24 protein-coding genes and 1 pseudogene are annotated in these 25,709 nt (G+C 54.9%); 6 read left to right on the top strand and 19 right to left on the bottom strand.

Features of this window, described 5'->3' with window-relative positions; translation table 11 throughout:
• The first annotated feature begins 18 nt into the window (after positions 1 to 18).
• Positions 19 to 927 carry a tRNA pseudouridine(55) synthase TruB gene (truB, locus tag HBA49_RS04715; RefSeq protein ID WP_005526607.1) on the top strand — a complete coding sequence of 303 codons (909 nt, stop codon included), beginning with the start codon at positions 19 to 21 and terminating at the stop codon, positions 925 to 927.
• 2 nt (positions 928 to 929) lie between these two features.
• Here the strand turns inward: truB and HBA49_RS04710 are convergent, their stop codons facing one another.
• From HBA49_RS04710 to infB, 6 genes are all read right to left on the bottom strand, one after another.
• Positions 930 to 1,586: a 4'-phosphopantetheinyl transferase family protein gene (locus HBA49_RS04710; RefSeq protein ID WP_005525690.1), complete on the bottom strand. Its 657-nt coding sequence runs from the start codon at positions 1,584 to 1,586 to the stop codon at positions 930 to 932.
• On the bottom strand, positions 1,579 to 2,388 hold the full coding sequence (locus HBA49_RS04705; protein WP_005520802.1) for a metallophosphoesterase family protein: 810 nt from the start codon (positions 2,386 to 2,388) through the stop codon (positions 1,579 to 1,581). Before HBA49_RS04705 ends, HBA49_RS04710 begins: the two co-directional genes overlap by 8 nt.
• Before the next feature lie 240 nt (positions 2,389 to 2,628).
• Entirely contained in the window at positions 2,629 to 4,110 is a 1,482-nt protein-coding gene (locus HBA49_RS04700; protein WP_005525826.1) for an MATE family efflux transporter, read from the bottom strand.
• Complete coding sequence (locus HBA49_RS04695) at positions 4,110 to 5,141, bottom strand: DHH family phosphoesterase (protein ID WP_005526434.1); 1,032 nt, start codon at positions 5,139 to 5,141, stop codon at positions 4,110 to 4,112. The genes HBA49_RS04700 and HBA49_RS04695 overlap by 1 nt, the downstream gene beginning before the upstream one ends.
• Positions 5,142 to 5,171: 30 nt before the next feature.
• Positions 5,172 to 5,609, bottom strand: coding sequence for a 30S ribosome-binding factor RbfA (gene rbfA / locus HBA49_RS04690; RefSeq protein WP_005526324.1), 438 nt, complete (start codon positions 5,607 to 5,609; stop codon positions 5,172 to 5,174).
• A gap of 201 nt (positions 5,610 to 5,810) precedes the next feature.
• Positions 5,811 to 7,853: a translation initiation factor IF-2 gene (gene infB / locus HBA49_RS04685; protein ID WP_425267533.1), complete on the bottom strand. Its 2,043-nt coding sequence runs from the start codon at positions 7,851 to 7,853 to the stop codon at positions 5,811 to 5,813.
• 96 nt (positions 7,854 to 7,949) lie between these two features.
• Here infB and HBA49_RS13215 point away from each other — a divergent pair, with 96 nt between their 5' ends.
• Complete coding sequence (locus HBA49_RS13215) at positions 7,950 to 8,633, top strand: pentapeptide repeat-containing protein (RefSeq protein WP_425267532.1); 684 nt, start codon at positions 7,950 to 7,952, stop codon at positions 8,631 to 8,633.
• Between the two features lie 114 nt (positions 8,634 to 8,747).
• On the opposite strand, the pseudogene HBA49_RS13210 reads toward HBA49_RS13215, so the two are convergent.
• The 4 genes and pseudogenes from HBA49_RS13210 to rimP all read right to left on the bottom strand — a co-directional run.
• Positions 8,748 to 8,840, bottom strand: a pseudogene (locus HBA49_RS13210) (translation initiation factor IF-2 N-terminal domain-containing protein); the annotation flags it as partial.
• Positions 8,841 to 9,001: 161 nt separating this feature from the next.
• On the bottom strand, positions 9,002 to 9,322 hold the full coding sequence (locus HBA49_RS04680) for a YlxR family protein (RefSeq protein ID WP_081446604.1): 321 nt from the start codon (positions 9,320 to 9,322) through the stop codon (positions 9,002 to 9,004).
• 130 nt (positions 9,323 to 9,452) lie between these two features.
• Positions 9,453 to 10,451 (bottom strand): transcription termination factor NusA, encoded by a 999-nt coding sequence (gene nusA / locus HBA49_RS04675; protein ID WP_005520788.1) that lies wholly within the window; start codon positions 10,449 to 10,451, stop codon positions 9,453 to 9,455.
• A gap of 8 nt (positions 10,452 to 10,459) precedes the next feature.
• The gene (rimP, locus tag HBA49_RS04670; RefSeq protein ID WP_034995547.1) at positions 10,460 to 11,017 is read right to left on the bottom strand and encodes a ribosome maturation factor RimP; all 558 of its coding nucleotides are present in this window, start codon (positions 11,015 to 11,017) and stop codon (positions 10,460 to 10,462) included.
• Positions 11,018 to 11,045: 28 nt separating this feature from the next.
• Here rimP and HBA49_RS04665 point away from each other — a divergent pair, with 28 nt between their 5' ends.
• Positions 11,046 to 11,798, top strand: coding sequence for a hypothetical protein (locus HBA49_RS04665; protein WP_005525562.1), 753 nt, complete (start codon positions 11,046 to 11,048; stop codon positions 11,796 to 11,798).
• A 34-nt stretch (positions 11,799 to 11,832) separates the two neighbouring features.
• Here HBA49_RS04665 and HBA49_RS04660 read toward each other — a convergent pair whose 3' ends face one another.
• A complete protein-coding gene (locus HBA49_RS04660; protein WP_040431860.1) occupies positions 11,833 to 13,587 on the bottom strand; it encodes a proline--tRNA ligase in 1,755 nt (584 codons plus the stop codon).
• A 136-nt stretch (positions 13,588 to 13,723) separates the two neighbouring features.
• On the opposite strand from HBA49_RS04660, the gene HBA49_RS04655 reads away from it, so the two are divergent.
• Positions 13,724 to 14,410, top strand: coding sequence for a hypothetical protein (locus tag HBA49_RS04655; protein ID WP_225866016.1), 687 nt, complete (start codon positions 13,724 to 13,726; stop codon positions 14,408 to 14,410).
• A 39-nt stretch (positions 14,411 to 14,449) separates the two neighbouring features.
• On the opposite strand, the gene HBA49_RS04650 is transcribed toward HBA49_RS04655, so the two are convergent.
• Together HBA49_RS04650 and HBA49_RS04645 are read right to left on the bottom strand one after the other, a co-directional pair.
• A complete protein-coding gene (locus tag HBA49_RS04650) occupies positions 14,450 to 16,147 on the bottom strand; it encodes a peptide ABC transporter substrate-binding protein (protein WP_225866015.1) in 1,698 nt (565 codons plus the stop codon).
• 63 nt (positions 16,148 to 16,210) lie between these two features.
• Positions 16,211 to 18,193, bottom strand: a complete 1,983-nt coding sequence (locus tag HBA49_RS04645; RefSeq protein ID WP_225866014.1) for an acyltransferase family protein — start codon at positions 18,191 to 18,193, stop codon at positions 16,211 to 16,213.
• A gap of 313 nt (positions 18,194 to 18,506) precedes the next feature.
• Here HBA49_RS04645 and yaaA point away from each other — a divergent pair, with 313 nt between their 5' ends.
• On the top strand, positions 18,507 to 19,268 hold the full coding sequence (yaaA, locus tag HBA49_RS04640; RefSeq protein ID WP_050773699.1) for a peroxide stress protein YaaA: 762 nt from the start codon (positions 18,507 to 18,509) through the stop codon (positions 19,266 to 19,268).
• On the opposite strand, the gene cobA is transcribed toward yaaA, so the two are convergent.
• The 3 genes from cobA to HBA49_RS04625 are packed head-to-tail and all read right to left on the bottom strand — an operon-like array spanning position 19,199 to position 21,909.
• Positions 19,199 to 19,969, bottom strand: a complete 771-nt coding sequence (gene cobA, locus HBA49_RS04635; RefSeq protein WP_005525921.1) for a uroporphyrinogen-III C-methyltransferase — start codon at positions 19,967 to 19,969, stop codon at positions 19,199 to 19,201. The genes yaaA and cobA overlap by 70 nt on opposite strands.
• 24 nt (positions 19,970 to 19,993) lie before the next feature.
• Entirely contained in the window at positions 19,994 to 20,497 is a 504-nt protein-coding gene (locus HBA49_RS04630) for a methylated-DNA--[protein]-cysteine S-methyltransferase (protein ID WP_005520772.1), read from the bottom strand.
• Between the two features lie 32 nt (positions 20,498 to 20,529).
• On the bottom strand, positions 20,530 to 21,909 hold the full coding sequence (locus HBA49_RS04625) for a cobyrinic acid a,c-diamide synthase CobB (protein WP_005525879.1): 1,380 nt from the start codon (positions 21,907 to 21,909) through the stop codon (positions 20,530 to 20,532).
• 298 nt (positions 21,910 to 22,207) lie between these two features.
• Here HBA49_RS04625 and HBA49_RS04620 point away from each other — a divergent pair, with 298 nt between their 5' ends.
• A complete protein-coding gene (locus tag HBA49_RS04620) occupies positions 22,208 to 23,098 on the top strand; it encodes a DUF222 domain-containing protein (protein ID WP_040431864.1) in 891 nt (296 codons plus the stop codon).
• Between the two features lie 47 nt (positions 23,099 to 23,145).
• Here HBA49_RS04620 and cobO read toward each other — a convergent pair whose 3' ends face one another.
• The 3 genes from cobO to HBA49_RS04605 all read right to left on the bottom strand — a co-directional run bounded on the left by cobO (position 23,146) and on the right by HBA49_RS04605 (position 25,684).
• Positions 23,146 to 23,766 carry a cob(I)yrinic acid a,c-diamide adenosyltransferase gene (gene cobO, locus HBA49_RS04615; RefSeq protein ID WP_005525714.1) on the bottom strand — a complete coding sequence of 207 codons (621 nt, stop codon included), beginning with the start codon at positions 23,764 to 23,766 and terminating at the stop codon, positions 23,146 to 23,148.
• A gap of 69 nt (positions 23,767 to 23,835) precedes the next feature.
• Entirely contained in the window at positions 23,836 to 24,576 is a 741-nt protein-coding gene (locus HBA49_RS04610) for a vWA domain-containing protein (RefSeq protein WP_034995229.1), read from the bottom strand.
• A gap of 28 nt (positions 24,577 to 24,604) precedes the next feature.
• Positions 24,605 to 25,684 (bottom strand): magnesium chelatase ATPase subunit I, encoded by a 1,080-nt coding sequence (locus HBA49_RS04605; RefSeq protein WP_005520762.1) that lies wholly within the window; start codon positions 25,682 to 25,684, stop codon positions 24,605 to 24,607.
• Between the last annotated feature and the right edge of the window lie 25 nt (positions 25,685 to 25,709).

The raw sequence follows: 25,709 nt of genomic DNA, 5'->3' as shown, positions 1-25,709 counted from the left end.
CACATAGACTAAACTGTCATGACACAAGCCTCCCCAGATCCATTAGCCACCTCCGGCCTTGTGGTCGTCGACAAGCCAGCAGGAATGACCTCACACGATGTCATTGGGCGGCTGCGTCGCATCTTCCACACCCGACGCGTTGGGCATGCCGGAACCCTTGATCCGCTCGCCACCGGGGTGCTCATTGTTGGCATAAACCGGGGCACAAAATTCCTCACGCACCTTGTTGCCGCCACAAAATCGTACCAAGCCACCATCCGGCTCGGCATGGCCACCACCACCGATGACGCCGAAGGCGCCGAAATAAGCCGTGCCGACACAACCCACCTCACCGACGACGATATCACCGCCGCACTTTCCCAATTTATTGGACGCATTATGCAACGACCCGCCGCGGTCAGCGCCATCAAAATCGACGGCAAACGCGCCCACGAACGGGTGCGCGCCGGCGAATCCATCACCATCCCCGCCCGGGAAGTCACCATCAGCCAACTCACCCCCACCGGTTTCGACCACCACGATGAGTTCATCGACATGAATATCACTGTTGACTGCTCTTCGGGGACATATATTCGATCTATTGCCCGGGACTTGGGCGAAGTCCTCCACGTTGGTGGGCACATCACCGCCCTCCGCCGCACCGCAGTCGGAAACTTCACTCTCGCCGACACCCGCACCCTCACGCAATTAGAAACCAACCCCCACCTATCACTCAGCCTCGACCAAACACTCACCCGCTGCTACCCCACCCTTGCCATCACCGAAGCCGAAGCCACCGCACTCAGCCTGGGACAGTGGTTGCCCGCACGTGGTCTTGACGGCACCCACGCCGCCGTATCCCCCGACGGACGCAGTATCGCCCTCGTCAAAGAAACCGGAAATCGCCTGGCCACCGTGTTCGTGGCCCGACCCGCAACCCTCACGTAACCTTATGTCACATAGGTGGCCACCACAATATACCCATTGGTAATCTGCCACCGCCCCTCAATCAACGGCACCGGGGTGGGGCGCACCAGCAAATACGACGTGCATGTACCATCATCCCGTACATCAATCTCAGCCTGCTCAAACCCTAACCACCTATGTGTAAGCGGAAACCACGCCTTATAGGTTGCCTCCTTCACACAAAACAACAGTTTTGTGGCACAATCCACCCCCCGACTTTGCAATCGCTCCAACTGGGCGATTTCGGTCGGCAAGGCAACAGAATGAATCACCCCCTCCGGTAATGGTTCCGCCACCTCCACGTCCAACCCCATCGACCGCACCAACAACCGGGGCGCCACGACCGCCGCCCGAAACCCATTCGTGTGCGTCAACGACCCCGACACCGCCGACGGCCACAATGGCATACCCCGCTCACCACGCAAAATCGGCTGCGATGAATCCCTACCTAGATCCGCCAACGCCTGGTGCGCACACCACCGGGCATCACCAAACTCTGCTTTGCGAATATCAACCGCATGCGCCACCAATGCGCGCTCCAACGGGTGCAACATATTAAACCGAGTCAGATCAGTCGAATGATTCGCCACATTCATCGTGCAAAATTTTGCCGACTCGGGAAACAACGATGGATCAACCATTTTCCCCATCCACCTCCATAACCGGATACGGCCACAAACCCAAATGGCCAGGCATCCGCCACTCCCGCGGATACCCCAACGACACTTCCACATGCCGAACCCCTTCCACAACCATCTCCCCCGGCATGTGCAAATGACCATAAATCACAACCTGGGCATCATAACGCCGCGCCCACGAACGGGTGTGCCGAGTACCGCACCACAACCCAATCTCCGTAAACCGAACCTGATTCACCGGCTCCACCACTAACGGCCAATGATTCACCAAAATCGTTGGCCCAGTGGTACGAGACAACCGTTTAATGGAATACGCCAGCCGATCCCAACACCAGCCACGCACATCCACGAACGGGGCAATAGCGAACTCGTCGGTGAGCATAATGCCCTTATCCCGGGCCGACTGCACCGCCTCTTCCACCCCCAAACCCGGCTGGCGGAACGAATAATCATACAGCGTAAACAACGGTACAATAGTCACCCCATGAAACATGGGGTAAGGATCCTCCGGGGTCAACACATCAATCCTGCGGCATAAATCCACAAGTTCGTTATATTTATCTCGACCTCGAAACCGGTCCGATGTGCGAGAAAACAACTCATGGTTTCCCGGAACCCAAATCACCTTAGCGAACCGGCTACGCAACATGGCCAAAACATCAATAATGACATTATTACGTTCCGCCACATCGCCAGCAACAATAAGCCAATCAGACGGATCAGCGGGATGAATACTCATGATGTGCTGGGAATTATCACGCACCGCGGCATGCAAATCGGACACCGCCCATAAAGTGTGCGTCATGGTGTCCTCCTTGGATGAACCTTCATCACTTCCGTCACGCTACAACCGTGCGTTACCAACATGCCATATCGCCCACCACCTGCAACAATAACCACATGGTGACTACTGGGCACAACAACCCTAAGGTGTGATGCGGCAGACAACCACATAATCTTAACCCGAAACTGCCCCATCACCCACTTGGCCGCCTCCGGCGATTCCGCGCATCATCCTAATCACCCTATCGCCCTGTCGGCAGCATCACCCATCACTGCCTTCACCGGTGTGAATACCATTCGCCACCCATTTCATGGAATAAAACCGGTACACGACCGCCACTAGCCGAATCATAATGAAGCCTAAAAGCCCCCACCACACCCCCACTAATCCGGTGTGCCACCACCATGCCACCGCAACTCCAGGCAGGAAACCACCAATCACCGCACAAATCGTAATATTCCGCAGATAGCTGGCATCGGCAGCCCCCAACAACACCCCATCCAGGGCAAACACCACCCCACCTATGAGAATCATGGCCACCAACTGCCACCAAGGCCCAGACAGCGCAGCTAACGTAGCTGCATCAGTGGTGAAAATCCGGGGAATGACCGCGAACCCGGCACCAAACACAGCGGCCAGCACCAGCGCAAACCCCGTGGAGTAGGCCAAAATCCGCTGCCCCACCTGTTTCGCCGCCATGACAGAGCCGGCCCCAACCGCCGCACCGATGAGAGTTTGCGCCGCAATCGCCAAAGAATCCAGCACCAAAGTCAGAAAATTCCACAATTGCAGCAGGATTTGGTGCGCTGCCAACGCCTGCGGCCCAATCCGACCCGCCACGGCAGCGGCAGACATAAACGCAACCTGGAAAGCCAAAGAACGCAAAATCAGGTCGCGCCCCAACACGATCTGCTGTTTCATCATGATTGGGTTAGGCCGCCAATCCCCGCCATGGACGGTGCGGGCCCGCACAAGCGCCCCTAAAAACAGGGTGGCTGTGATCGCGGTACCCACCAAGGTTGCCCACGCCGACCCCACAATCCCCAACCGGAGCACCAACACTGGGATAAGAATCGCGCCAGGAACCAACCCAGACAACGTGAAAACCAGGGGTAGCCTGGTATTTTGGATACCCCGAAGCCACCCATTTCCAGCCATGTCAATGAGCACCAACGGAATAGCAAAACTAGTGATGCGCAACCATTGGGTTGCAAGCTGCGCCACCGTAGGATCCTGCGACAACCACAGGGTGAACTGTGGGGCACCAACCCACATGATGAGGGTGAGAACAGCACCCACCACCACAGCCATCCACGTGGCCTGCACCCCCTCACTGATCGCCCCACGAGTATCCCCGGCACCATACTGATGCGAAGACCGGATGGTGGTGCCATAGCTTAAAAACGTGAGCTGCGTTGTCACCTGCGCATACAGGGTGGTACCAGTAGCGAGAGCCGCTAAAAGCACCTTACCGCCATAACGGCCCACCACAGCGGTATCAAGCAACAGAAACAAGGGAGTGATAATGAGCACCCCCAGGGCGGGTAGCGCCAACCCCAAAATACGGGCTGCCGACACCTCCTGGACCAACACTTTTTGAACCGGCTGGTCCGAATTTTTCTGATTCACATTTCCCTGATCTCCCGCACCGGCACCCACGTCACCGGCAGCACCGGCACCCGCCGCACTAAGCGGCACCTCGCCAGGAACCACCGTACCAGCATCAGATTCCGAATCCATCATTATCGAATGGGTGCCTCTTGATTCTGATGTAATACTGGACAGGACTTATTGGCGGCAGAAATTATATTGGCAGTAATCTCCGCAATCGTGCCGGAACAGGTAAAACCCGCAGCCCGCAAATGCCCCCCACCGCCAAGATAATGAGCCAGTTCGGACACATCAATCGTGTCCGACCGTAAACTCACCCCCGCAAAACCCGGCTGGTATTCCTTAATCACCACCGATATATCAATGTTTTTCATCCCCCGCACATAGTCGGCAATGGACTCCACCGCATGCAAACTATGGCCGGCAATCACATCATGGGTAGCGAACGCAAAAGCAATCTCATGACAATCCGACCGGTGTATCTCCAGCGACGACAAGACCTTCCCAATCATTGTGAGATCAGAAAAACTCAACCCATCAAACATTTGATTACCAATGGTGCGGATATCCAACCCAGTATTCACAAGTTCCTGAGCCAACGCATGCATGACCGGCCGCCCCCACCGAAACCCGCCAGTATCCGTCAACAACCCAACATAGAGGCAATGGGCAATATCCTGGGTGAGCTCTACGCCTAAATAATCAAACCATTGTCTAATGATGGTCGTGGATGATTCCGCGGTGTAATCAATGAGATTAATACCCCGACATCCCAGGTTAGAGGCATGATGATCGATTAAAATCACATCCGATTCCCGCCGCATCACAGCCTCCTCCAACGCGCCCATACGGGCAGAAGAACCACAATCCACCACAATGATAGCGTCACAAGGTGGTAGTTCATCCGTCACAAGAATGTCCTCGGCCCCGGGAATGGTGAGCAGCGAATCGTCGAGAGGCAGACTCTGCCCAATAAGCCCCACCGCTTCTTTCCCCAGTTGGTGCAGGCCGGCAATCATGGCACACATGGAACCCACATCGTCCGCATCGGGGGTGATATGCCCGATAACCGCAAACCGATGATTCTCATGCACCCAGGCAGTGGCATCATCCCACTGCGGTTCGCTTGTCACCGATGCGGCCACCGCGGATTGATCTTGCATAACGAACTCCCCTCATTGGTGTTAACTGTATTACTCTTCTGGGTCGGTTTTATACGGGTTCGCGTCCCCAGCCGGAGTAGCGGTTTCCCGCAGTTTTGCCAGCTCGGCATCCCGCTTCCGGGCACGCGCCAATAATTCCTCCATCCGTGCAGACGATTCCGGCATTGTATCCAATTCGAAAGTAAGCGTTGGAGTAAACCGAACGCTTAACTGGTCACCAACAATTTTGCGTAACTGTCCCTTCGCCCGAGTCAGTGCCTGAGCGGCAGCCTCAGTATCGGGTTCATCCGCAATATTCTTACCCCGCACCGTATAAAACACGGTTGCGTCATGGAGATCACCAGTAACCCGAGTATCCGTGATAGTGATATACGCCAAACCAGGGTCTTTAATTTCCCGCTCGATAGCGGACGCAACGATATGCAAAATCCGTTTCGCTAATCGGTGCGCACGTGCTGAATCAGCCACGATTATTCTCCTTATTACCTTCAAATTTTTACTTTTCGACGAGTTTTCATCCGCCAATAGTATAAAAACCCACGGCCCCACCTTCTCTAGCGTATGCCAAAAGTAGAGCCGTGATAGTCATTTTCCAGCCGCAGGCCGTAACCTGGAACAAACCCAAGCATCCCACGGCCCGCGGCTGGACATTATTACACTTACCGTGTTTTAGGTACGGGGCACCTCAACCTGTTCAAAGACCTCGATGATATCGCCCACCTGAATATCTGGGTATGACAACACCATACCGCATTCGTAACCGGCGGAAACCTCAGTCACATCATCCTTTTCTCGCCGCAACGAGGTGATCGTGGCATCGGCGGCAATCACATTGCCATCCCGAACCAACCGCACGGATGCGCCGCGACGCGCCTTGCCTTCCTCAACCTTACAGCCGGCAATCAAGCCCACCGCAGAAGCCTTAAAGATGGCCCGGATCTCTGCCTTACCAACCTCACGCTCCTCATAAACCGGCTTCAGCATGCCACGCAGGGCAGCCTCCACCTCTTCGATAGCGCGGTAAATAACGGTGTAGTAGCGCACATCCACGCCCTCCGAGTTGGCTTCCTCGGTGGCTTTGCCCTCGGCACGCACGTTGAAGGCAATAATGACAGCGTCGGAAGCAGCAGCCAACGTGACGTTCGTCTGAGTCACAGCACCCACACCACGGTCAATGATGTTCAGCTGTACCTCATCATCCACATCAATCTTCAGCAACGCCTCTTCCAAGGCTTCTACAGAACCAGCATTGTCGCCCTTGAGAATCAGGTTCAAGGTGGATTGTTCCTTCAGCACCGCATCCAGGTCCTCCAGGGACACGCGCTTCCGGGTCCGCGCCGCCAAAGCATTACGCTTGCGGGCATTCCGCTGGTTGGCAATCTGCCGGGCAACCCGGTCATCCTCTACCACCAGCAAATTGTCGCCGGCGCCAGGAACCCCATTCAGACCCTGCACCTGAACGGGTCGGGACGGACCTGCTTCTTCCACATCATTACTGTATTCATCCACCATGCGCCGCACCCGACCATAGGTGTCACCAGCAACAATGGAATCACCAACCCGCAACGTGCCACGCTGCACAATGACGGTCGCCACGGGACCACGACCACGATCCAGGTGGGCTTCGATAGCCACACCCTGAGCATCCATGTCCGGGTTAGCCCGCAGATCCAAAGAAGCATCGGCGGTCAGCAAGACGGCCTCCAACAACCCATCCACATTGATGTTCTGCTTAGCAGAAATATCGACAAACATGGTGTCACCACCATATTCTTCTGGCACCAAACCATACTCGGTCAATTGGCCACGGATCTTCTCCGGGGACGCGCCGGGCTTATCAATCTTATTGACCGCAACCACGATCGGCACGTCGGCAGCCTTGGCATGGTTGATGGCTTCCACGGTTTGCGGCATCACACCATCGTCGGCGGCAACCACCAACACCGCAATGTCGGTGGATTTTGCACCACGAGCACGCATGGCGGTAAATGCCTCGTGACCCGGGGTATCCAAGAAAGTAATTTGACGTTCTGCGTCGTCAACGTTCACCTTCACCTGATATGCGCCAATACCCTGAGTGATGCCACCGGCCTCGCCGGAACCAACATTGGTTTTACGGATGGTGTCCAAAAGGCGGGTTTTACCGTGGTCGACGTGACCCATGACGGTCACCACCGGCGGGCGGGACGCCAGGTCTTCTTCTGTACCGGTGTCTTCACCGAATTGCAGGTCGAAGGATTCCAGCAGTTCCCGGTCCTCATCCTCAGGGGAAACGACCTCAACCACGTAGTTCATTTCCTCACCGAGCAACATGAGGGTTTCTTCCGACACGGAGGCCGTTGCGGTCACCATTTCACCCAGGTTAAACAGAGCCTGCACCAGTGCAGCAGCCTCGGCATTGATTTTTTCCGCAAAATCAGACAGAGAAGCACCCCGCGCCAATCGGACTGTTGCGCCTTTACCGTCGGGTAACCGCACGCCACCAATAACGTTGGGAGCCTGCATTGCCTCGTATTCGTTGCGCTTCTGCCGCTTGGACTTCCGGCCTTTCCGTGGGGCACCACCAGGGCGACCAAACGCACCCGCGGTACCGCCACGCCGGCCACCACGCCCACCGGTGCCGCCACCAGGGCGACCACCAAAGTTAGAGCCCTGATTATCGGAGCGACCGCGGGGCCCGCCGGCACCACCCGAAGCCGAACGAGACGGCATCTGCCCAGGGCTGGGCTGGCTGGGCATCATGGCCGGCGAAGGCCGACGTCCTTGACCAGTGCCCTGCCCACCAGGACGAGGAGTGCGCTGATCTGATTGGTTAGCGCCGCGCCCGCCTCGATTATTGGAGCGTTGATTAGCACGATCGTTAGCGCCACCGCCCTGGCCGGGGCGACGGTTGCCGCCGGCATTACGCCCACCGGGGCGGGGGGCTTGCCGGTCTCCACCAGTGGAGAAGGGATTATTGGCAACCCGCGGAGCACGAGCACCTGGTTTTGGACCAGGTTTGGCTTGCGGCCGGGGCATGGTTCCTGGCGTCGGCATCCCAGGCTTGGGAGTCGGCTTCGGAGTACCGGATTTCGTTGGCTCCGTGAAGGTCGGAGTCGCGGCCTTAGCCGGCGTGGCAGTACCGCCCGGTTTCGGCATGCCGGGTTTCGCGGCGGTCCCAGCACCCGGTTTCGGGGCACCAGGCTTCACAGCACCAGGTTTCGCGGTAGCACCTGGTTTCGGAGCACCAGGCTTGACGGCGCCCGGTTTCGGCATACCGGGTTTCGCGGTAGCACCCGGTTTCGGAGCACCGGGTTTCGCGGCAGGTCCAGGTTTGACAGCACTCTTGGCACCGCCCGCACCTGGCTTCGGCGCACCAGGCTTCACGGCGCCGGGTTTCGCGGTAGCACCTGGTTTCGGAGCACCGGGTTTCGCGGCAGGTCCAGGTTTGACAGCACTCTTGGCACCGCCCGCACCTGGCTTCGGCGCACCAGGCTTAGCCGCTGGGGTTGATTGCGTAGATTTTGCCGCCGGCGCCTCATGATTCGTGGTTATGCCGAGGCTGGCATAATGTTCTTTCATCTTCTTCACCACGGGAGGTTCGATGGTAGAAGATGCGGTTTTAACAAATTCACCCTTTTCTTTCAGGGTGGCAAGCAGCTCTTTGCTGGTTACGCCAAGCTGCTTGGCTAGCTCGTGTACACGTAGCTTTCCGGGCACTTTTCTCCTTGTTCTTTTCAGCGAAAAGGCACATGCCCGGATTGGGGCCGGACTTATCTGTGGCTTTTCGCCCGTAGTTTGTGGACGTTCATCGCTGATGCTTCATCGTGTGCTCATCAGTGTTCGGTCTTCTTTCTTAAATTTCTTGATCCGGTCATGTGTTAAGGCTCGTCGCCAAGTTTTGCGAGATACTTTCGTACCGGACCAGTGTCTACTGGCGCAGACACCCGTAACGCGCGGCCTATGGCATTGCGTTTTTCGGCCAACTCTAAAGCGGCTAATGTTGGGGTGATCCAACAACCCCGACCTGGCATACTGCGCTGTGGGTCGGGCACAATAACTGGTGGTATTACATGTTGCGCCACCAGCCGTAACAGTTGGGTATCTGGTTGTCGTTGACGACTCGCAATACAGGTGCGTATGCGGATGACACGTTTCCCGTTGTCGCCTGTCGACGACTCACGTAACGTCTTAATCGTCATCCAACTCCTCACACCAATAATTCCACCACAACCCTAATTTCTTTAGAGCCTTTGCCAAGCTTAGTCGATGAACACTTAAAAGTTAATTCAACCAAGCCGATTACTTCCCCGCTAAAGAATTTTTAGGGTGTCATGCCGCATCTGAGCGGATGTCGATCTTCCAACCAGTCAATCGGGCTGCAAGCCGGGCATTTTGCCCCTCTTTACCAATAGCAAGCGACAACTGGTAGTGGGGTACCGTAACCCGTGCGGTTTGGGCAGTCGCGTCAATAATTTCCACGTCAACCACTTTCGACGGCGCTAAAGCGTTACCCACATATTCCGCCGGGTTGTCGGAATAGTCGATGATGTCGATCTTTTCCCCGTTGAGCTCTTTCATGATATTGGTAACCCGCTGACCCCGTGGCCCAATGCATGCCCCCTTGGCATTCAGTCCTTTCACCCTGGCCCGAACTGCCACCTTAGAACGATGCCCCGCCTCCCGAGCGATGGACACAATTTCCACGGAACCGTCCGCCACCTCTGGAATCTCCAATTCGAAAAGGCGTCGCACTAATTCCGGATGGGTGCGGGATAGGTTAATGCTCAGCGAATGGGAATTATGGTTTACTCCTACCACGAATGATTTCACCCGATCACCATGTTTGAGTTGTTCACCAGGGATCTGTTCGGCTGGCAGAAGAATGCCGTCTTGACCATCAGCTTCGGTGCCTAAATGCACTACCACAATGCCACGCTCGTTGGCGTGAATATCGGCCTGCACCACACCGGAAACCACCCGACCCTCATATTCGGAATACGCATCATAGGCTTGACGGGTTTCGGCTTCCCGTAGGCGCTTTACAATGGCATCACGAACAGCCACAGTGCCGATGCGTTCAAAATTAGCGGGGGTATCATCGTGCTCCTGCACCACATTGCCCTCATCATCAAGCTCGCTGATGATGACGGCTACCGCACCGGTGGCGATATCGATGTCCACGCGGGCTTGAGTATTGGGCGCAGGAGGGGCATCCTTGTATTCACGATAGGCATGCATCAAGGCACTGGCAATTGTTTCCAGGAGCACCTGAACCGAAATACCTTTCTCGGTTTCGATGGCCTTCAACGCTTGAACATCAATATTCACTTGTTTACTTAAATCCTCTCACCGTGTTGGAATATCACGGCATCGTCGTAATTGCTAGCAACTAACTCCAACTCGTTATCTGTTGGAGTGGCGAACTCAACTTCTACCACCACCGAAGGATAATCCGCTAATTGAATCGGGGCAACCACAAATTTTTTACCAACACGCTCAATGGTGATGACGGACGTTTCGTCGTCGTTCAGCGCCCCGATTCGGACCTGGCGTTTCTTGCCGTCGTCGACAAGCGTGACAAGCCGACCACGGTTACGGCGCCAATGTCGTGGTTTCGTCAATGGTGTGCTTACCCCCGGGGTGCTTACCTCCAACGTATATCCTGGACCGAAATTCAGCACGCCAGCGGTTTCTTGTTCATCAAAAAGCTCGGAAATTTCCTGTGTGATTGCTTCCAAAACGTCGGAATCGGGCCGGTTATCTGCATCAACGGCAATGGCGACCACGCTTTTCTTGCCGGCGCGGGAAATTTTAATATATTCGATATCCATGCCGTATTGGTCTGCTACTGGTTGCACCAGGGGGAAAAGTATCTCCGATGTAGGGAAAGCCATGGCTGCCATGCTAGTACAATGACACCTCATGAAGCGTTTCCTCACCATCCTCATGGCGGCCGTAATGGCAGCATTTACCCTCGCAGCCTGCGCGAACCCCTCCCCTAATGAGGCGTTGAGTAAACTACTGGCGGTAGCACCTGAGTCAGAAAAACCGGCCTTAACAGCCGAGATCGTTAGATTGTGCGGCCACCACAAAAATTCGGAGATACCGAAATCTTGTGATCCCGCGGCAGCGACGGCAAATATAGACCTTCCCGATGCTGGCAGCAGTGGTGTGTTGCAGGTGTTGGCGGATGTCCCCCAGGAGTCTCTACCTGTTGTGGTGAACCTTTACCTTTCATACGTGGCGAGCGAACAAACCACCCCGGACCTGCCCAATGTGACGCTGGACCCGGCGCGGAGTGAGGGGGATGCCCGCGCCGCTGCTATCACTGCCGCCAAGGCTGCTTTGGAGGCCGAATACGCATTCGACTATGCGGTGGGGATTATTGAGGCGTTTGGGGATGAGCAGGTGGATAATGCGGCCGATGGGGTTGATGATCGCCATGAGGCTGTTGCGGAGAAACTGCGGGAGGCGTTGGGGGATCAAGCCCCGGCACGGTTACCTGCGTATACGTTTAATCAGCCGCTGCCAACCGATTCGGCGACTGCCCAGAGTTTCCTCACGGAGTTGACGAAGGAGTTGGATGCGTTGCATGTTCATGATGCGGAAGCCGCCACGACTCCGGCATGGCGGCTGTTGTCGCTGAGCATCGCAGGGTATCTTCGGGCTAAGTAGCCCGGAAAGCACCTGTGGACGCCTGGTTATCGGGTTATTTGTGGATGAGTTTCGTCACCGTGTCGACGATGTCTGCTGCCGGTACTTCCAGGGTTTCGCCGCCTCGGATTCGTAGTTCCACGATGCCGTTGCTGAAGCTGCGGCCGAGTACCACGATGTAGGGCATTCCTAAAAGTTCCGAGTCTTTAAATTTCACGCCTGGGCTTACTTTGGGCCGGTCGTCGAAGAGTACTTCTACGCCTGTGGCATCGAGTTGCGCCACAATGTCGTCGCCGGCGGCGAGTGCTGCTTTGTCTTTATTGGCCACCACCACATGCACCTGGTATGGGGCGACCTCGACGGGCCAGTTTAGGCCGTTGTCATCGTGGTGTTGTTCGGCGATGACTCCCACGAGCCGGGAGATACCAATGCCATAGGAACCCATGGTGGGGATAGTTCGTTTGCCGTGTTCGTCGAGGATTTGGACGTCAAAAACTTCGGTGTATTTTCGCCCTAGTTGGAAAATGTGCCCGATTTCGATGCCGCGTTCGAGGGTCAGCACGCCTTGGCCGTCGGGTGCGGGGTCGCCTTCTCGGATTTCGGCGACTTCCACGTATTCGTCGATGGTGAAGTCTCGGCCGCATACCAGACCGACGACGTGTCGTTGGTCAGCATCGGCGCCGGTGATCCATGAGGTACCGGATACCACTCGGGGGTCGGCGTAGATTGGCACTTCGTTATTGCGTAGTGCGATGGGGCCAACATAGCCTTTGACGAGGAAGGGATTGTTTTTGAAATCTTCTTCATCGGCGAGCATGACCTCAGCAGGTTCGAAGGATGCTGCTAGTCGTTTTTCGTCGGCTTCCCGATCGCCGGGCAGGAGGACTGCGGCGATTTGCCAGTCTTCACCTGGTTTGCGGATTTTCACGACGAGGCATTTGAGGGTGTCTGCGGCGGTAACGTTCCGCCCGTCGATGGTGATACCGGCACCGTTTGCCCAATCAACCAAAGCTGCGATGGTCGTGGACTCGGGGGTTTCGTGTACGACTGCTTCAGGAAGGTTGGTGAAGTCTCGGGTTGTACCGGGTTGGGTGGTGACGGCTTCGACGTTTGCGGCATAGTCGCCTTCGGTTGCACGCACGAATGTGTCTTCGCCGTTGGGGGAAATGGCGAGGAATTCTTCTGATGCGGAACCCCCCATTGCACCGGAGGTGGCTTTGCAGATGGCGTATTCTAGGTTGAGCCGGTCAAATATTGCCTGGTAGGCGGCGCGATGCGCTAGGTAAGATTGTTCCAATCCTGCATCGGTCATGTCGAAGGAATAGGAGTCTTTCATAACGAATTCTCGACCGCGGAGGATACCGGCCCTGGGGCGTTCTTCGTCACGGTATTTGGTTTGGATTTGGTAGAGGGTGACGGGGAAATCCTTGTAGGAGGTGAACATGTCCTTGACTTGGCGGGCGAACATTTCCTCATGGGTGGGCCCTAAGAGCATGTCGTTGCCTTTTCGGTCTTTGAGCCGGAAAAGGTTGTCCCCGTATTCGGTCCATCGGCGGGTTTGTTCGTAGGGTTCGCGGGATAGGAGGGCTGGGAAGAGGAGTTCTTGGGCACCGATGTTGTCCATTTCTTCCCGTACGACTTTCTCAATTTTGCGTAGGGTGCGGAGGCCTAGGGGCAGCCAGGTGTATACCCCTGGTGCGGCGCGGCGAATGTAGCCGGCCCGCACGAGAAGTTTATGGCTGGGTACTTCGGCGTCGGCCGGATCTTCCCGTAGTGTGCGCAGGAATAGTGAAGAAAGTCTGGTAATCATGGTTGGTAATACTAGCAGCACGCCCCTCGACGAGGGGGCGCTTCTTATGCCTGTTATTTGCTGCGCATTATTCTTTTGTGTGCAACCATGGAAGCTGTCCTTATTACGTTCATGAGTGCCCTTGAGTGAGGAGATTATGAGTAACCCATTTAACGTAGAGTCTGGGGTTTTGGGCTCTAATGGTGGGGAGAGCAGTGATGTGTCGGCATCGGGGGTGGTGCCTCGGCGACGATTGCGTGTGAGCAAGCCTGTGTTGCTGGCAGTTGGCGTGGTTTTGGTTGTGGTGGCGGGTGTTGTTGGTTATTTGGTGTTTGGCTATAAGTCCACGGTGACGGAGGTGAATACCACGGCGAAGAATGCGGAGATTCCGTTGCTTGAACGTTATAGTACTGCGAATCAGTTTTTGCCGGAGAAGTTACTTGCAGTAATGCAAAAGTGTAATGGTAAGGCTGATGAATATAATAAGCAGATCACGGTGCCTGTTTATAAGTGTTCTGTGGCCTATGATGAGAAGCAAATATTGTCTGGGGCGCAGATCCGGTGGGTGCCGGGTGCGGATGCGGAGACTGCCCGGAATGAGTTGGAGTCGGGTAAGGCTACTCGCGCCACGGATGCGCCGAAGATCTCCCGGAAGACAATCCGGAAGGCCAGTGGTTCTCAGCCGGAGGTTGGCATGAGTTCGGCAAAGGGGAGTATGGGTTTTGTGTATTTTTATTATCCGCGGGATGAGTTTACGGTGTATCTTCAGTTTTCTTCGAAAATGCCAAGTGAGGATGAGGTGTATTCGTATGTGAATTCTTTAGGTATCGAGGCAAAGAAATAATGATGGGGAGGGCCAAGGATGGCCCTGGTGTGTGGGTGTTTAGGGTGTGGACCAGTTTTGGGGAATGAGGGGGGCATCGTTGTCTACACCGTTGAGGTTTTTGGGGTAGGCGATGTATCGCACTGGTGGTTGTGGTAGCCACAGCACTGGTTGTCGTTCGTTGATGAAGTTACTGTAGGTGGCTAACGAATCGGGGGTGGCCGATTGGTAGGTTTTGGCAATGAGTTCGTCGGCTTGGGGGTTGGAGAATCCCCCGAAGTTGGCGGCGCTGTTTGTGGCTAATATGTGTTCGCCCGATGGGTATGTGGGAAACACCCAGGATAGTGGGGTTGTTGCCAGGCCCAGGTCCCATTCGCATTGCCGTGCGGTTCGTGCACAGTCTGACATGACAGCCACGGCGTCTGGTACTTGGTTGATGGTTAGTGTGATTCCGGCCTGGGCGAATTCGTCGCGTAGTTGTTCAAGTTCCCGGATGGCCGGGCTGTTTTTCGTGGCGACCACGGTGAATGTGAGTTTGGTGTTGGGTGCTATTCCTTCGCCGCATTTGGCAGATTCGGTGCACACCATGTCGGCGCCGTGTTGCTGCCAACCGTGTTGTGCTAGTTCTTGTTTGGCTGCTTGTAGATCATAGGCAACGGTTGGGGGGCAGGGGTTATCCGACGCGTTGGGTGCTGTTGGCAGGACATCGCATCCTTTGCGTGCTTCACCGGACCAGGAGTTTTTTATCAGGTTATCTTGGTTGATGAGCCGTTGCAGACTTTTCCGTATATAGGTTTGTTCCAGCAATGGCAGGGATGTTTTGTTGTTGAAGTTGAAGCTGAGGTAGCTGATTCCCCAATCGTATTGGGGCGCCACCGTAAACCCACTGTCTTGTAGTTTTTTCACCTGGTCCGCTGTGGTGGCTGATGGCAGCATGGCAACATCGAGTTTTTTGGTTGTGAGGCTAGTGCCCAGGTCATTGTCGGGTGTTGGTTGGAGTTTTATGGTGCCTATGCGGGGCTTGTCAAGGCCGTCATATTTGTCTACCGCGGTGAGGGTGACTGTGCCATTTTTCAGGTTGTCGAGTTTGTACGGGCCGGACACCGCGGTGAGGAATTTATTTTTAGCATCCGGGGCGGCGGCTGTAAGGTCCGCATAGAGACGGGCGGCACCAGCTGGGGTGTTGGCGATATTGTCCGGGTCCCATATGTGTTGTGGTAGTGGAATGACGTGGGCGAGTTCGTTACCTACGAACCAGTTGGGATCGTAGGGTTTATCGGTGGTGACGGTAAACGTCATGGGATCAGTAATGGTGAGCGAGGTTATAGTATCTGGGATTCGGCCCTGATGATATCCCCGCCAGTTTTCTTTATTGGCGAGAATGAGCCGCCACCATAATTCGATGTCGTAGGTGGTGATGGGTATACCGTCAGACCAGCTGCGGTTCCTTAGGGCAATGGTGTAGGTGAGCCCGTCTTCGCTCACATTGGTGACTTCAGCAAGGGAGCGTAGGGTGTCGAGGCTGTATTTTGTTGGTGTTTTGTGCTGGTAGCTGAATAAGGGTTGGTAGAGGATGCCCGTGAGCAGCCGGTCACCAGCAGAGGTGGCACCAGGAGCGGTTATGGGCAAAAAATTAGTGATTGTGCTGGTCCCTATGACCGCGGTGCCAGGGGTGGCGGTGCCAGCTGTTGGTGTTTCCCCTGACGTGCATGCGGCCAACGTAAATAGCATGGCCAATACCAGATAACGGATTCGCATTATTTCTAATTTTTCGCCTGTCGACGCTCGCTGCTCTACGATCACCGATTCAGATTACACATTCTATACGCCGCACTGGGTAACCGGGCGCTTACGGTGGTTAGCCCACTGGTGGAATGCATCATCAATGCTGTTCGTATATTGGCGGACGCCTTCCGGGCTGGGGTGAATCAAATCCGTGTGAAGCAGAGTTTTATCGGCCCTGGCTCGTTGACACCAATCCGCCACAAAAAGATTGGGGTAGGTGTTTTGAGCTTCGGCAATGACCGCCTGGGATTGCGGAATCCATTGCCGATCCCCATAGGGCATTATCATAATGACCATGCGTTCTGGCCCTACAAGCTGCATCATTTCTTCGAGTTTTTCGGGTTCCAACTGGTCATTGGTGCCGAATCCTAGTATTACAAATGGGTCGAGCCTGCCCGCATCTTTGAGCTCTCGAACAATTTCGATGCCTTTAATGAGAGCACGGGATACTTGGGCGTCAACATAGATCCCGGGGAATCGTTGTTCCAGCGCGGGAAGGCTGCCCAGCATGACAGAGTCACCAATGGCGGTGATCCTATCGCCGGGTGGGGTGAGCTGCGGCCCAAAAGTGGGCGCCATAACATCAGTGTTTTCCGCGGCTGGGATGGCGGTAATTTCGTGATGTTTAGGCGTTTGCTCTTCCGCGATAGCGGTAAGTTGCTGCTCTAGACTAGTTTTTGTTGGTGATGTGGCAACAGCAATTGTGGTGGAAATCATAATTCCTGCTACTGCGAGTGCGACAATGCCGCGACCCCACCATGCGGTTCCTCCCCAAATATTGCCCAGTACGGCCCGATAGCCACGACGGCGGATGGGGGTTTCGATCCACATATAGCTGTAGTGGGCGATGGGAATGGAGAGCGCGAAGGCGATAGCGCCGATAGTCCATTGGGATACTGCCATACGGTTGTTCATGAATAGCTGTTTGATCAGCATCACAATGGGCCAGTGCCAAAGGTAGAGGGAGAACGACCGCTCCCCTAACCAGCGGAGTGCTGGGTGCGACATAATGGTGTGCACTGGGCCGATTTCCGCCAGCAGGGTGGTAAGCACGATGGCGGTGAGGATGCTTGCAAGCAGCAGGCCGCCCCGGTAGGTGATGGGGGCTGTGTCGGCAACGGTAAACACCATAATCAGCAGCGCTATGAATGCGATTGCGGCGATGATTTGGGTGAGGAGCGGGTGGTTACGCAAGGCGGTAACCGGCCAGGAGTCGCTCGCTGATTCGGGGTTGATGCTGGTGGTGAGGTAGGCAACCAACACACCGATGAGGAGACCAAAGGAGTGGGTGTCTGTTCCGTAGTAAACCCGGGTGGGGTCGGCGGTGGGATCATAGAATCGCAGCATGAGGACAAATGACACGATGATGAGCACGCCAATAGCGAATTTAGCAATTCGTGGCCGAAGTCGAGCAAGGACTAAAAATAATAGTGGGAAGATGACATAGAATTGTTCTTCCACTGCTAGTGACCAGTAGTGGGCAAATATTTGCACCCCGGAATCGGCGAAATAACTTTCGCTTCCGGCTATTTGCACCCAGTTATTAGCGAAGAAAACAGTACCAATAAATTGGTTGACAAGCCCTACCGCAACATCACCACCGATAAGCCCGGCAAGTGCGGTAACTATGAATAGCACGGCGAAGGCGGCGGGGAAAATGCGTCGCACCCGGCGTTTCCAGAATTGGAGCAGGTTAACGGTACCGGTAACTGCTCGCTCTCGTAGCAGTAATGAGGTAATAAGAAAGCCGGAGAGCACAAAGAACATGTCCACACCCATGAACCCACCGGGAGTAACATTGCGGAAGAAGTGATAGATCACCACAACAAGCACCGCTAGACCACGTAACCCATCAATGGCGGGTACTCTACGAATCCGGTATTTGGCTTTTTTGGTGGGAGCCGGCTGGGCGGCGTCCACGAGTTCAGACAGTTCCGTGTCGGTGGGTGGACCAATGTTAAGTATTCGACGCACCACCTGCCCCCGCTGGTTATTGGGGATGAGCTGAAAACTGCTCACTCTAGTGTTACTGGCGTAAAATGGCGCCACTTTAGGCTGGTTGGTTACAACCTGGCCTGCTGAAGGTACCGTCGATTCATCATCTGGTTTCACCATGCTCAGCGTTTTTGCCACCATAGGCTCCACATCTTTATCGTATTAATGATTGACTGAAGTGCGTAACCAAGGCTAGTCGCTTCTCATCAATAACGTCTAGTTTTGGTGGGGATTTTTCCCCACCATCCATAGTTATTCCACTTGATATTTCGTAGGATGGTTTGACAGAATTTTCCACGTTTGTTGCGGCAATACCCCAGCTAGTAGGTTTATTTCCATGCTCATTATCTTGCCGCCGTCTGAGACCAAAGCCGCAGGTGGTGACGGATCCCCCCTTGACTTCGCCACCTTGTCGTTTCCGATGCTGAACCCCACACGGGAGAATATTGCCTCTGACCTTATTCGTTTGCACTTGTCTGAGGCGTTGGGGGTATTGGGGGTCTCTAGGAAACAACAAAGGCTAGTTGAATACAACAAGGTGTTGTTGTCCAGCCCTACTCTACCGGCACTACTTCGATTCACTGGTGTGCTTTACGACGCCCTGTCGGCCCCTTCCCTGTCACCTGCCGCGTGGCGGCGTCTTGCTGTTGGGGATGCACTGTTCGGGCTGCTTATGGCGTCTGATCGTATCCCCATGTATCGGCTATCGGGAAATACTAAGCTACCGCGACCAAATGGGGAGACTCCCACGATGAAGAGTCGCTGGGGGCAGGAAATTTCTGCCGCACTAGCCACGGTTGACGAGTTCATTGTCGATCTGCGATCTGGCGTGTACCAGCAGCTTGGTAAGGTGTCAAGGGCGGCGACATTGCGCGTGGAAAAGCGGCAACCGGATGGGAAGCTTAAGGTAGTGAGTCACTTCAATAAGCACTATAAGGGGGTGGCCGCCCGGATGTTGGCGGAGCACGATGGGGATATCACGTCCGCCCGCGATGTTGCTGATGTGCTTCGCAACGCGGGGATGGAAATTCAGCTGGATGCTGGTTCTTCTGAGCTGAGGCTCATTGTGGAAAGCCCGGCCACATCTCCAATGACATAAACAGCTGGGGGTTGAATGTTGTGCGTCTTCATAGTCTCGGCAAGGGTGCCTAAGGTACAACGATAACCACGCTGGTTGGTGGTGGCGCCTTCTTGAATCACGATTGCTGGGGTTTCTGGTGCACGACCAGCAGCAATGATGGCTGCGGCAATTTTTGGTGCGTTCTTCACCCCCATGATGACCGCCAGCGTGCCGCCGGTGTGGGCAAGGGCCTCCCAATTGTTACGGGAGTCTTTGTGTCCTGGTGGTAGATGTCCTGAGATCACGGTGAAGCTATGGACAACACTGCGGTGGGTAATAGGTACCCCGGCAAGTGCCGGGACGGAAATTGCGCTGGTCACGCCTGGGATAACCTCACAGGCTACACCATGGCTGGCTAGAAATTGCAGTTCTTCAAATCCGCGGCCAAAAACATAAGGGTCACCGCCTTTGAGGCGGGCTACTTTCTTACCGGATTGGGCGTGGGTGAGTAAGAGATTATTGATTTTTTCTTGCGCAACCTGATGCCCATAAGGCAACTTTGAGACGTCGATAAGTTTTTTACTATCAACGCTGCATAACTGGTGCAGCTCACTGGTGGGGCCGAGATGGTCAGCCAAAATCACGTCGGCGTCCTGCAATCTGCGCATTCCGCGCACAGTAATAAGGTCCCAGGCACCAGGGCCACCACCGATTAATGAAACGAGAGGTTGAAAAGTCATGATTAGTAAGCTTAGGTCAGAGACTCATCGGGTTTCCAGCTCAAGAAGTTCTTGCTTAATGTCCACACCGTAACGAAATCCTCCCAGTTTTCCACCGGCAGACACCACCCGGTGGCAGGGCACGAACAGGACCGCCGCATTTGCGGCACAGGCACCGGCAGCGGCCCGAATTGCCCGCGGGTTTCCGGCTTGTACCGCGAATTCACCGTAGGTGAGTGTTGCTCCTGCCGGGATTTTCCGTAGCGTTTCCCACGCCCGCATTCGAAATGGTCCCGACTGTTGCCGCACAGCGAGCTTTCCGACAGCCGAAAAGTCTCCCTTATAGAATGCCTGCACCGCGGATATGGCTGCGGCACACCGATCATCATTCTGGGTTATTGTTTCCGGTCGGATGTCTGGATGAACAAGCACCAATAATTCGGCCGCATCAGAGGTCCACCCGGCGGCCAGCACTGTTTCGGACTCACACACCACCGTAAATTTGCCATGGGGAGTGTCACATGTGGAATATTCCGCTGATTTTGTCATGTCATCACGCTACCAATCGGAGATTATTTAGGTTATCTGCGGCTGGCCTCGCTGGCCGCAACAAACCGCTGCACCGCCATTGGTGTTGCGGCCGGGTGGCAGTGCAAATATGAGGCGAGCACGGTACCCCCCACAAATCCTTCGAACACTTTATCCCCTGACCAAGACCGCCATCCCCATGCCGGTTCAAACCCTGGTGCCTGTGGTTGCCGCAGGCGTGTGTGGTGAAACTCGTGACCGATAACCCGCTCCCCTGTTTGATACATGATGGAATCAGTCATCGCCACCGCGGTGCGGTATCCCAATGTGAGCCTGTGCCCCATGTCGGCACCTGTGCCAATGACCCCCAACATTGGATGATCATTGAGCGTTTCTAACAACCATAGCATCCCCGCGCATTCACCATAAATGGGCTTATTTTCGGCCACCATGTGGGCTATTGCCGACCGAAGGTCCTGGCGGGTGGCGAGTTCCACCACGTGTTCTTCGGGAAAACCACCGGGAATGATAAGCCCATCACAGGCAGGCAAGGCGTCTTGAAGCGGGTCGAAAACTACCACTGTGGCCCCTGCCGCCTCTAATAGTTCACGGTGTTCCGCATAACCGAAGGTGAACGCTGGCCCGCCAGCCATGGCGATGGTGGGTTGTCCAACTTTATCCACCACAGTGGTCGGGTCCCACATCGGACCGGTGTAGGAGCAGTCGGCGAGTGCGCTAATACGATCAACATCACAAGTTTGTTCGATGAGTTTTTCCATGCTTTGAATGGCTTTGAGCGCCGCTTCACCATGCTCTATGGCTGTCACCAGCCCCAGATGCCGGGATGGCACCACAATGTCATGTTGACGTGGGATGCTACCCACCACGGGAATCCCCTCGGCTTCTACTGCTTCCCGGCACACGGCCGCGTGACGATCGCTTCCCACTTTATTGAGAATGACCCCGGCGATACGCACATCACTACGAGCTGTTGCGAATCCACGAACCACCGCCCCTACAGATTGGCTCATGCCCCGCGCATCAACGATGAGCAGGATGGGAATGCCCAGTTTAGCGGCTATATCTGCAGTGGATCCGGCACCATCGGATATGCGACCGTCGAAAAGCCCCATGACGCCTTCAACCACCGCAATGTCAGCATGTTGCGAACCATAATGGTAAAGGGGACCGATGAGGTCGTTACCGCATAAGACAGAATCAAGATTTCGACCCACACAACCCGATGCAATGCTGTGGTACCCAGGGTCAATATAGTCGGGGCCTACCTTAAACGGCGCCACTTTCATTCGACTGGCCAGAGCCGCAATAAGGCCTGTGGCAATGGTAGTTTTGCCTGACCCAGAAGCAGTGGCGGCAATACACACTCCGGGGGTGGCTGTGGACGATGAAGCGGATGGCGAATGACTAGTCATGATTCTTTCATCATAATCACACTAATCACACCCGCTTTACCCCAAGCTCCGGCAATTACCTACCCCCAAACCACCCCTCAATAAGTTTATAAGACTAAACCTAAAACCCCAGGAAAATGGCAACTAGCACATCTACCTGTGGATAACTAATGTGCAGCCCTAACGCATTTCCCCAGGATAGCAAACTAGTTATCCACAGGCTAAATTATTTTCGGTTTTTTCTGGACTTTTCTTAATAAGTGTCTTTACTGTGGAGTCAAGAGGAAAAACTTCCCCCACCAAAAATATCATTTCTTCTATGTTCGAGAGGATCATTGCCATGTCCGCCGCCCGTAAAACCCGTCGAAATCGCCGGAATCGCCCGGGCCGCTGCGTAGGTTCCACTACGACCCAGCCCGCAACAATATCAGCCACCAATCAGGAACCAGGCTTCAAAGCTGTGACACAAGAATATAATCGAAAGGTCTTTGCTTTCCTCCTTGGCGTCGCACATGATCCAGGATATAAACCTGTCGAGCTGCGAAAAATCATCATGGAATCATTGGGGGTGAGCAGAATCCATGCAAACTATCTCATTATAGCTGTTCGGGCGCTCAGTCGGATCGCTAATCTTTGTAAAAACATCACCACGACGGGCACCATGGATATCACCCGACTCACCATCATTGGCAAGCATTTACGTGGGCTCAACCATAAACAACTGTCACAAATCCAGTCTGAGTTGCGGCACTTGTGTGATTCTCCGGAATGGATCACCCCTACAACAATGCGGAAACTACTCATGCAAGCCCGTATCACCGTTGACGATGATGCCCGGCGTAAAGCACAAGAGGCAGCACGACGCCGAGAACAGTCGCAGGCCAATAAGAGTAAACCAGCAGTTATGATCCCAATGCCCAACGGGATGGTAGAGGTTGTATTACGACTACAACCGGAGCCTGCGAAAGTTTTTCACCAACAACTCACACTCACAGCGCAAAAAGCCCATGTTTCGGCGGAAGAATATCTTTGCGCTCGTGTGGCTGATTTATGTGCAACGTTGGTATCTGGCGGAATACTATCCCAAGGCCGGAATCCTGAAGTATCCGCCGTGACCAATGCAGTCAAAACTAGGCCTGTCACGAAAGACAACGGAATCCCGGCGATGAACCCACCTACCGCCGGACCTCCTGATACTGCGGTGGCATGAGCATTTGTTGCCTGACTAATACCCATGGACCGACGATCGAGGGATAATTACCATTCAATGCCTGCTTGACCCTTACGACCAGCATCCATGGGGTGTTTGACCTTGGTCATTTCGGTCACGAGGTCGGCTATTTCAATGAGTTTAGGGTCTGCATTACGGCCGGTCATGATGACGTGTTGGGTTCCTGGGCGATTTTGGAGAGTCTCTACAACATCATCAATGTCGATCCATCCCCATGTGATGGGGTAGGTGAATTCGTCAAGGACGTACATGTCGTGTGTCTCGGCTTGAAGGCGTCGTTTAATCTCCTGCCAACCCTCATTGGCGTGTTGAGCGAGCTCTTCCTCACTGCTTGTCTTCCGCAACCAAGACCAGCCTTCTCCTAGCTTCTGCCATTCGACGGAGCCACCAACCCCGGTTTCGTCGTGTAGTTGTCCTAGGCGTTTGAAAACGGCTTCTTCACCAGAGTTCCAGGTTTTTGATTTGACGAATTGAAACACCCCAATGTTGAAACCATTATTCCAGCCTCGGAGTGCCATGCCGAAGGCCGCTGTGGATTTCCCTTTGCCCGGTCCGGTATGAATTGCGGTAATAGGAAGCGAGCGGCGTTGCTTGGTAGTCAAGCCGTCGTCGGGAATGTTTGCCGGATCAATTTTACCTTTAGGCATGAGTGTTTTACTCCTTTGGAATTGATAACACAAAATGTGTGAGTGTGGGATGTGTTGAATTATAAATAGTTAGATTGCATTGATGACCCCGGTAACGGATTCCGCGTTAAGCTCGGTCATGCTGATGCAAGGCGCACCTAGGTTTTTCGCCAGTTCGAGCGCGAGACCAAGCCGAATCCGGGATTGATTTTCACAATCAATGACGACGCTACCTGCCAAGCCACGTTGCGCAATGTCGTGGGCTACCATCCGAAGGTTGGTTAACCCGTTTGCGCCTGTGGCTTTACCATCAGAGAGGATGACCAAGATGGCCCGCCGACCGGGTTCTCGCCGGTGTTCTCGTTCGATAAGGTCTGCAGCTAATTTCAATCCTTCGGGAAGCGGAGTTCGCCCACCTGTTTTTACATCCTCTAACCGACGCCGCGCAACATCAATACTGCCGGTTGGTGGCAATAATATTTCAGGTTGGCGTCCCCTGACGCTGATGACAGCAACCCGATCCCGGCGCTGGTAAGCATCTCCAAGGAGGGAGTGCACTGCACCAGTGACTGCTGCGAGTCGATCCCGGGCAGCCATGGATCCTGAAGCATCAACAACAAAAACAATCAGGTTGGATTCTTTCCCTCGTCGTTTCGCTCCCCGCAGGTCTTCCGGCTGGAATTCCACCCGACCATTTTCCAATCGGACACCCCGGTCGGCTGCCGCCCACAGGGTGCCAATGATGTGCAGGCCATGACCCGTGTTGCTGGCGTAGGCGGTAGAACCGACTCGGGTGTAGGCGGGGGCTCGGCGCCCTGGCGCGGCTTCGATGCTGTTATTTGCGGCGTAGCGGAGTTGTTTAACGGCGAAAGGGGGCGCCTTGTTCGGCGCTTGTTACCTCCTCGTTTGAAGTTTGGTTATCAGTGTTGGTGGACTCTGGGGGTGTTTCCGGGGTTTCGTCGGAGTTTTCACCGGTGTTGGGGTTGGGTTGTTCTTCTGGCTCGGGTTCTGGGTGTTGTTGTTGGGCTTCCTCCATGATGTCGTCGAGTTGGTCGCTGTCGATGCCGGGTTCGTCGAAGGGGTTGCGGCGTCGGCGGTGCGGGAGGGCTAGTTCAGCTGCAACTCGGATGTCCTCGTCGGTCACTTGGGTGCGGTTTTCCCAGGCGGCATGAGCGCAGGCGGTGCGGGCGATAACAAGATCGGCCCGCATTCCGTCAACGTCGAAGGCGGCACAGAGGTGCGCGATGCGTTCTAGGTTGGTTTGGGTGAGGCTGATGGTGGGGAGAAGGTTTTTAGCGTTGTGGATGCGGTCGGCAATGGTGGTGTCGTGATCGTGCCAGCGGGCGACGAAGGTTTCGGGTTGGTCTTCGAATGCGAGGCGTCGTTTGATGATTTCGGTTCGGACGGTGACGTCACGGGATGCCGCGACATCGACGGAGAGGCCGAAGCGGTCGAGGAGTTGGGGGCGGAGTTCGCCTTCTTCGGGGTTCATGGTTCCGACGAGCACGAAATTTGCTGGTGCGGAATGTGATATGCCGTCGCGTTCAATGGTGACAGTGCCGGTGGCGGCGGCGTCGAGGAGGGCGTCAACAATGTGGTCGGCGAGGAGGTTGACTTCATCGACGTAGAGGACACCGTTGTTGGCTTCGGCAAGGAGTCCTGGACGATAGGTGGCTTTGCCTTGGGTGAGGATGGTTTCCAGGTCGAGGGCACCGACAACACGGTCTTCGGTGGCACCGATGGGAAGGTTGACGAGTGGGGCATCACCAAGGAGGGCTGCGAAGGCTCGAACGGTTGTGGTTTTGGCTGTGCCTTTTTCCCCACGGATGACAACGCCGCCAATTCGGGGGGCGATGGCGGTGAGGATGAGGGAGAGCTGTAATTGGTCTTGGCCTACGACAGCGGAAAATGGGTATTTAGCAGCTATTATATCAGACATGTAGAACCTTGTTAGATGGTTATGG

The organism is Corynebacterium matruchotii (assembly GCF_011612265.2).
GTDB classification, from domain to species: domain Bacteria; phylum Actinomycetota; class Actinomycetes; order Mycobacteriales; family Mycobacteriaceae; genus Corynebacterium; species Corynebacterium matruchotii.
This window is presented reverse-complemented; position numbering and strand designations above follow the sequence as displayed.

Excerpts from the sequence above, each read along its gene's own strand:
- truB (WP_005526607.1), top strand. The coding sequence starts at position 19 with ATGACACAAGCCTCCCCAGATCCATTAGCCACCTCCGGCCTTGTGGTC.
- HBA49_RS04710 (WP_005525690.1), bottom strand. The coding sequence starts at position 1,586 with ATGGTTGATCCATCGTTGTTTCCCGAGTCGGCAAAATTTTGCACGATG.
- HBA49_RS04705 (WP_005520802.1), bottom strand. The coding sequence starts at position 2,388 with ATGACGCACACTTTATGGGCGGTGTCCGATTTGCATGCCGCGGTGCGT.
- HBA49_RS04700 (WP_005525826.1), bottom strand. The coding sequence starts at position 4,110 with ATGATGGATTCGGAATCTGATGCTGGTACGGTGGTTCCTGGCGAGGTG.
- HBA49_RS04695 (WP_005526434.1), bottom strand. The coding sequence starts at position 5,141 with ATGCAAGATCAATCCGCGGTGGCCGCATCGGTGACAAGCGAACCGCAG.
- infB (WP_425267533.1), bottom strand. The coding sequence starts at position 7,853 with ATGCCGTCTCGTTCGGCTTCGGGTGGTGCCGGCGGGCCCCGCGGTCGC.
- HBA49_RS04680 (WP_081446604.1), bottom strand. The coding sequence starts at position 9,322 with ATGACGATTAAGACGTTACGTGAGTCGTCGACAGGCGACAACGGGAAA.
- rimP (WP_034995547.1), bottom strand. The coding sequence starts at position 11,017 with ATGGCTTTCCCTACATCGGAGATACTTTTCCCCCTGGTGCAACCAGTA.
- HBA49_RS04665 (WP_005525562.1), top strand. The coding sequence starts at position 11,046 with ATGAAGCGTTTCCTCACCATCCTCATGGCGGCCGTAATGGCAGCATTT.
- HBA49_RS04660 (WP_040431860.1), bottom strand. The coding sequence starts at position 13,587 with ATGATTACCAGACTTTCTTCACTATTCCTGCGCACACTACGGGAAGAT.
- HBA49_RS04655 (WP_225866016.1), top strand. The coding sequence starts at position 13,724 with ATGAGTAACCCATTTAACGTAGAGTCTGGGGTTTTGGGCTCTAATGGT.
- HBA49_RS04650 (WP_225866015.1), bottom strand. The coding sequence starts at position 16,147 with ATGCGAATCCGTTATCTGGTATTGGCCATGCTATTTACGTTGGCCGCA.
- yaaA (WP_050773699.1), top strand. The coding sequence starts at position 18,507 with ATGCTCATTATCTTGCCGCCGTCTGAGACCAAAGCCGCAGGTGGTGAC.
- cobA (WP_005525921.1), bottom strand. The coding sequence starts at position 19,969 with ATGACTTTTCAACCTCTCGTTTCATTAATCGGTGGTGGCCCTGGTGCC.
- HBA49_RS04630 (WP_005520772.1), bottom strand. The coding sequence starts at position 20,497 with ATGACAAAATCAGCGGAATATTCCACATGTGACACTCCCCATGGCAAA.
- HBA49_RS04625 (WP_005525879.1), bottom strand. The coding sequence starts at position 21,909 with ATGACTAGTCATTCGCCATCCGCTTCATCGTCCACAGCCACCCCCGGA.
- HBA49_RS04620 (WP_040431864.1), top strand. The coding sequence starts at position 22,208 with ATGTTCGAGAGGATCATTGCCATGTCCGCCGCCCGTAAAACCCGTCGA.
- cobO (WP_005525714.1), bottom strand. The coding sequence starts at position 23,766 with ATGCCTAAAGGTAAAATTGATCCGGCAAACATTCCCGACGACGGCTTG.
- HBA49_RS04605 (WP_005520762.1), bottom strand. The coding sequence starts at position 25,684 with ATGTCTGATATAATAGCTGCTAAATACCCATTTTCCGCTGTCGTAGGC.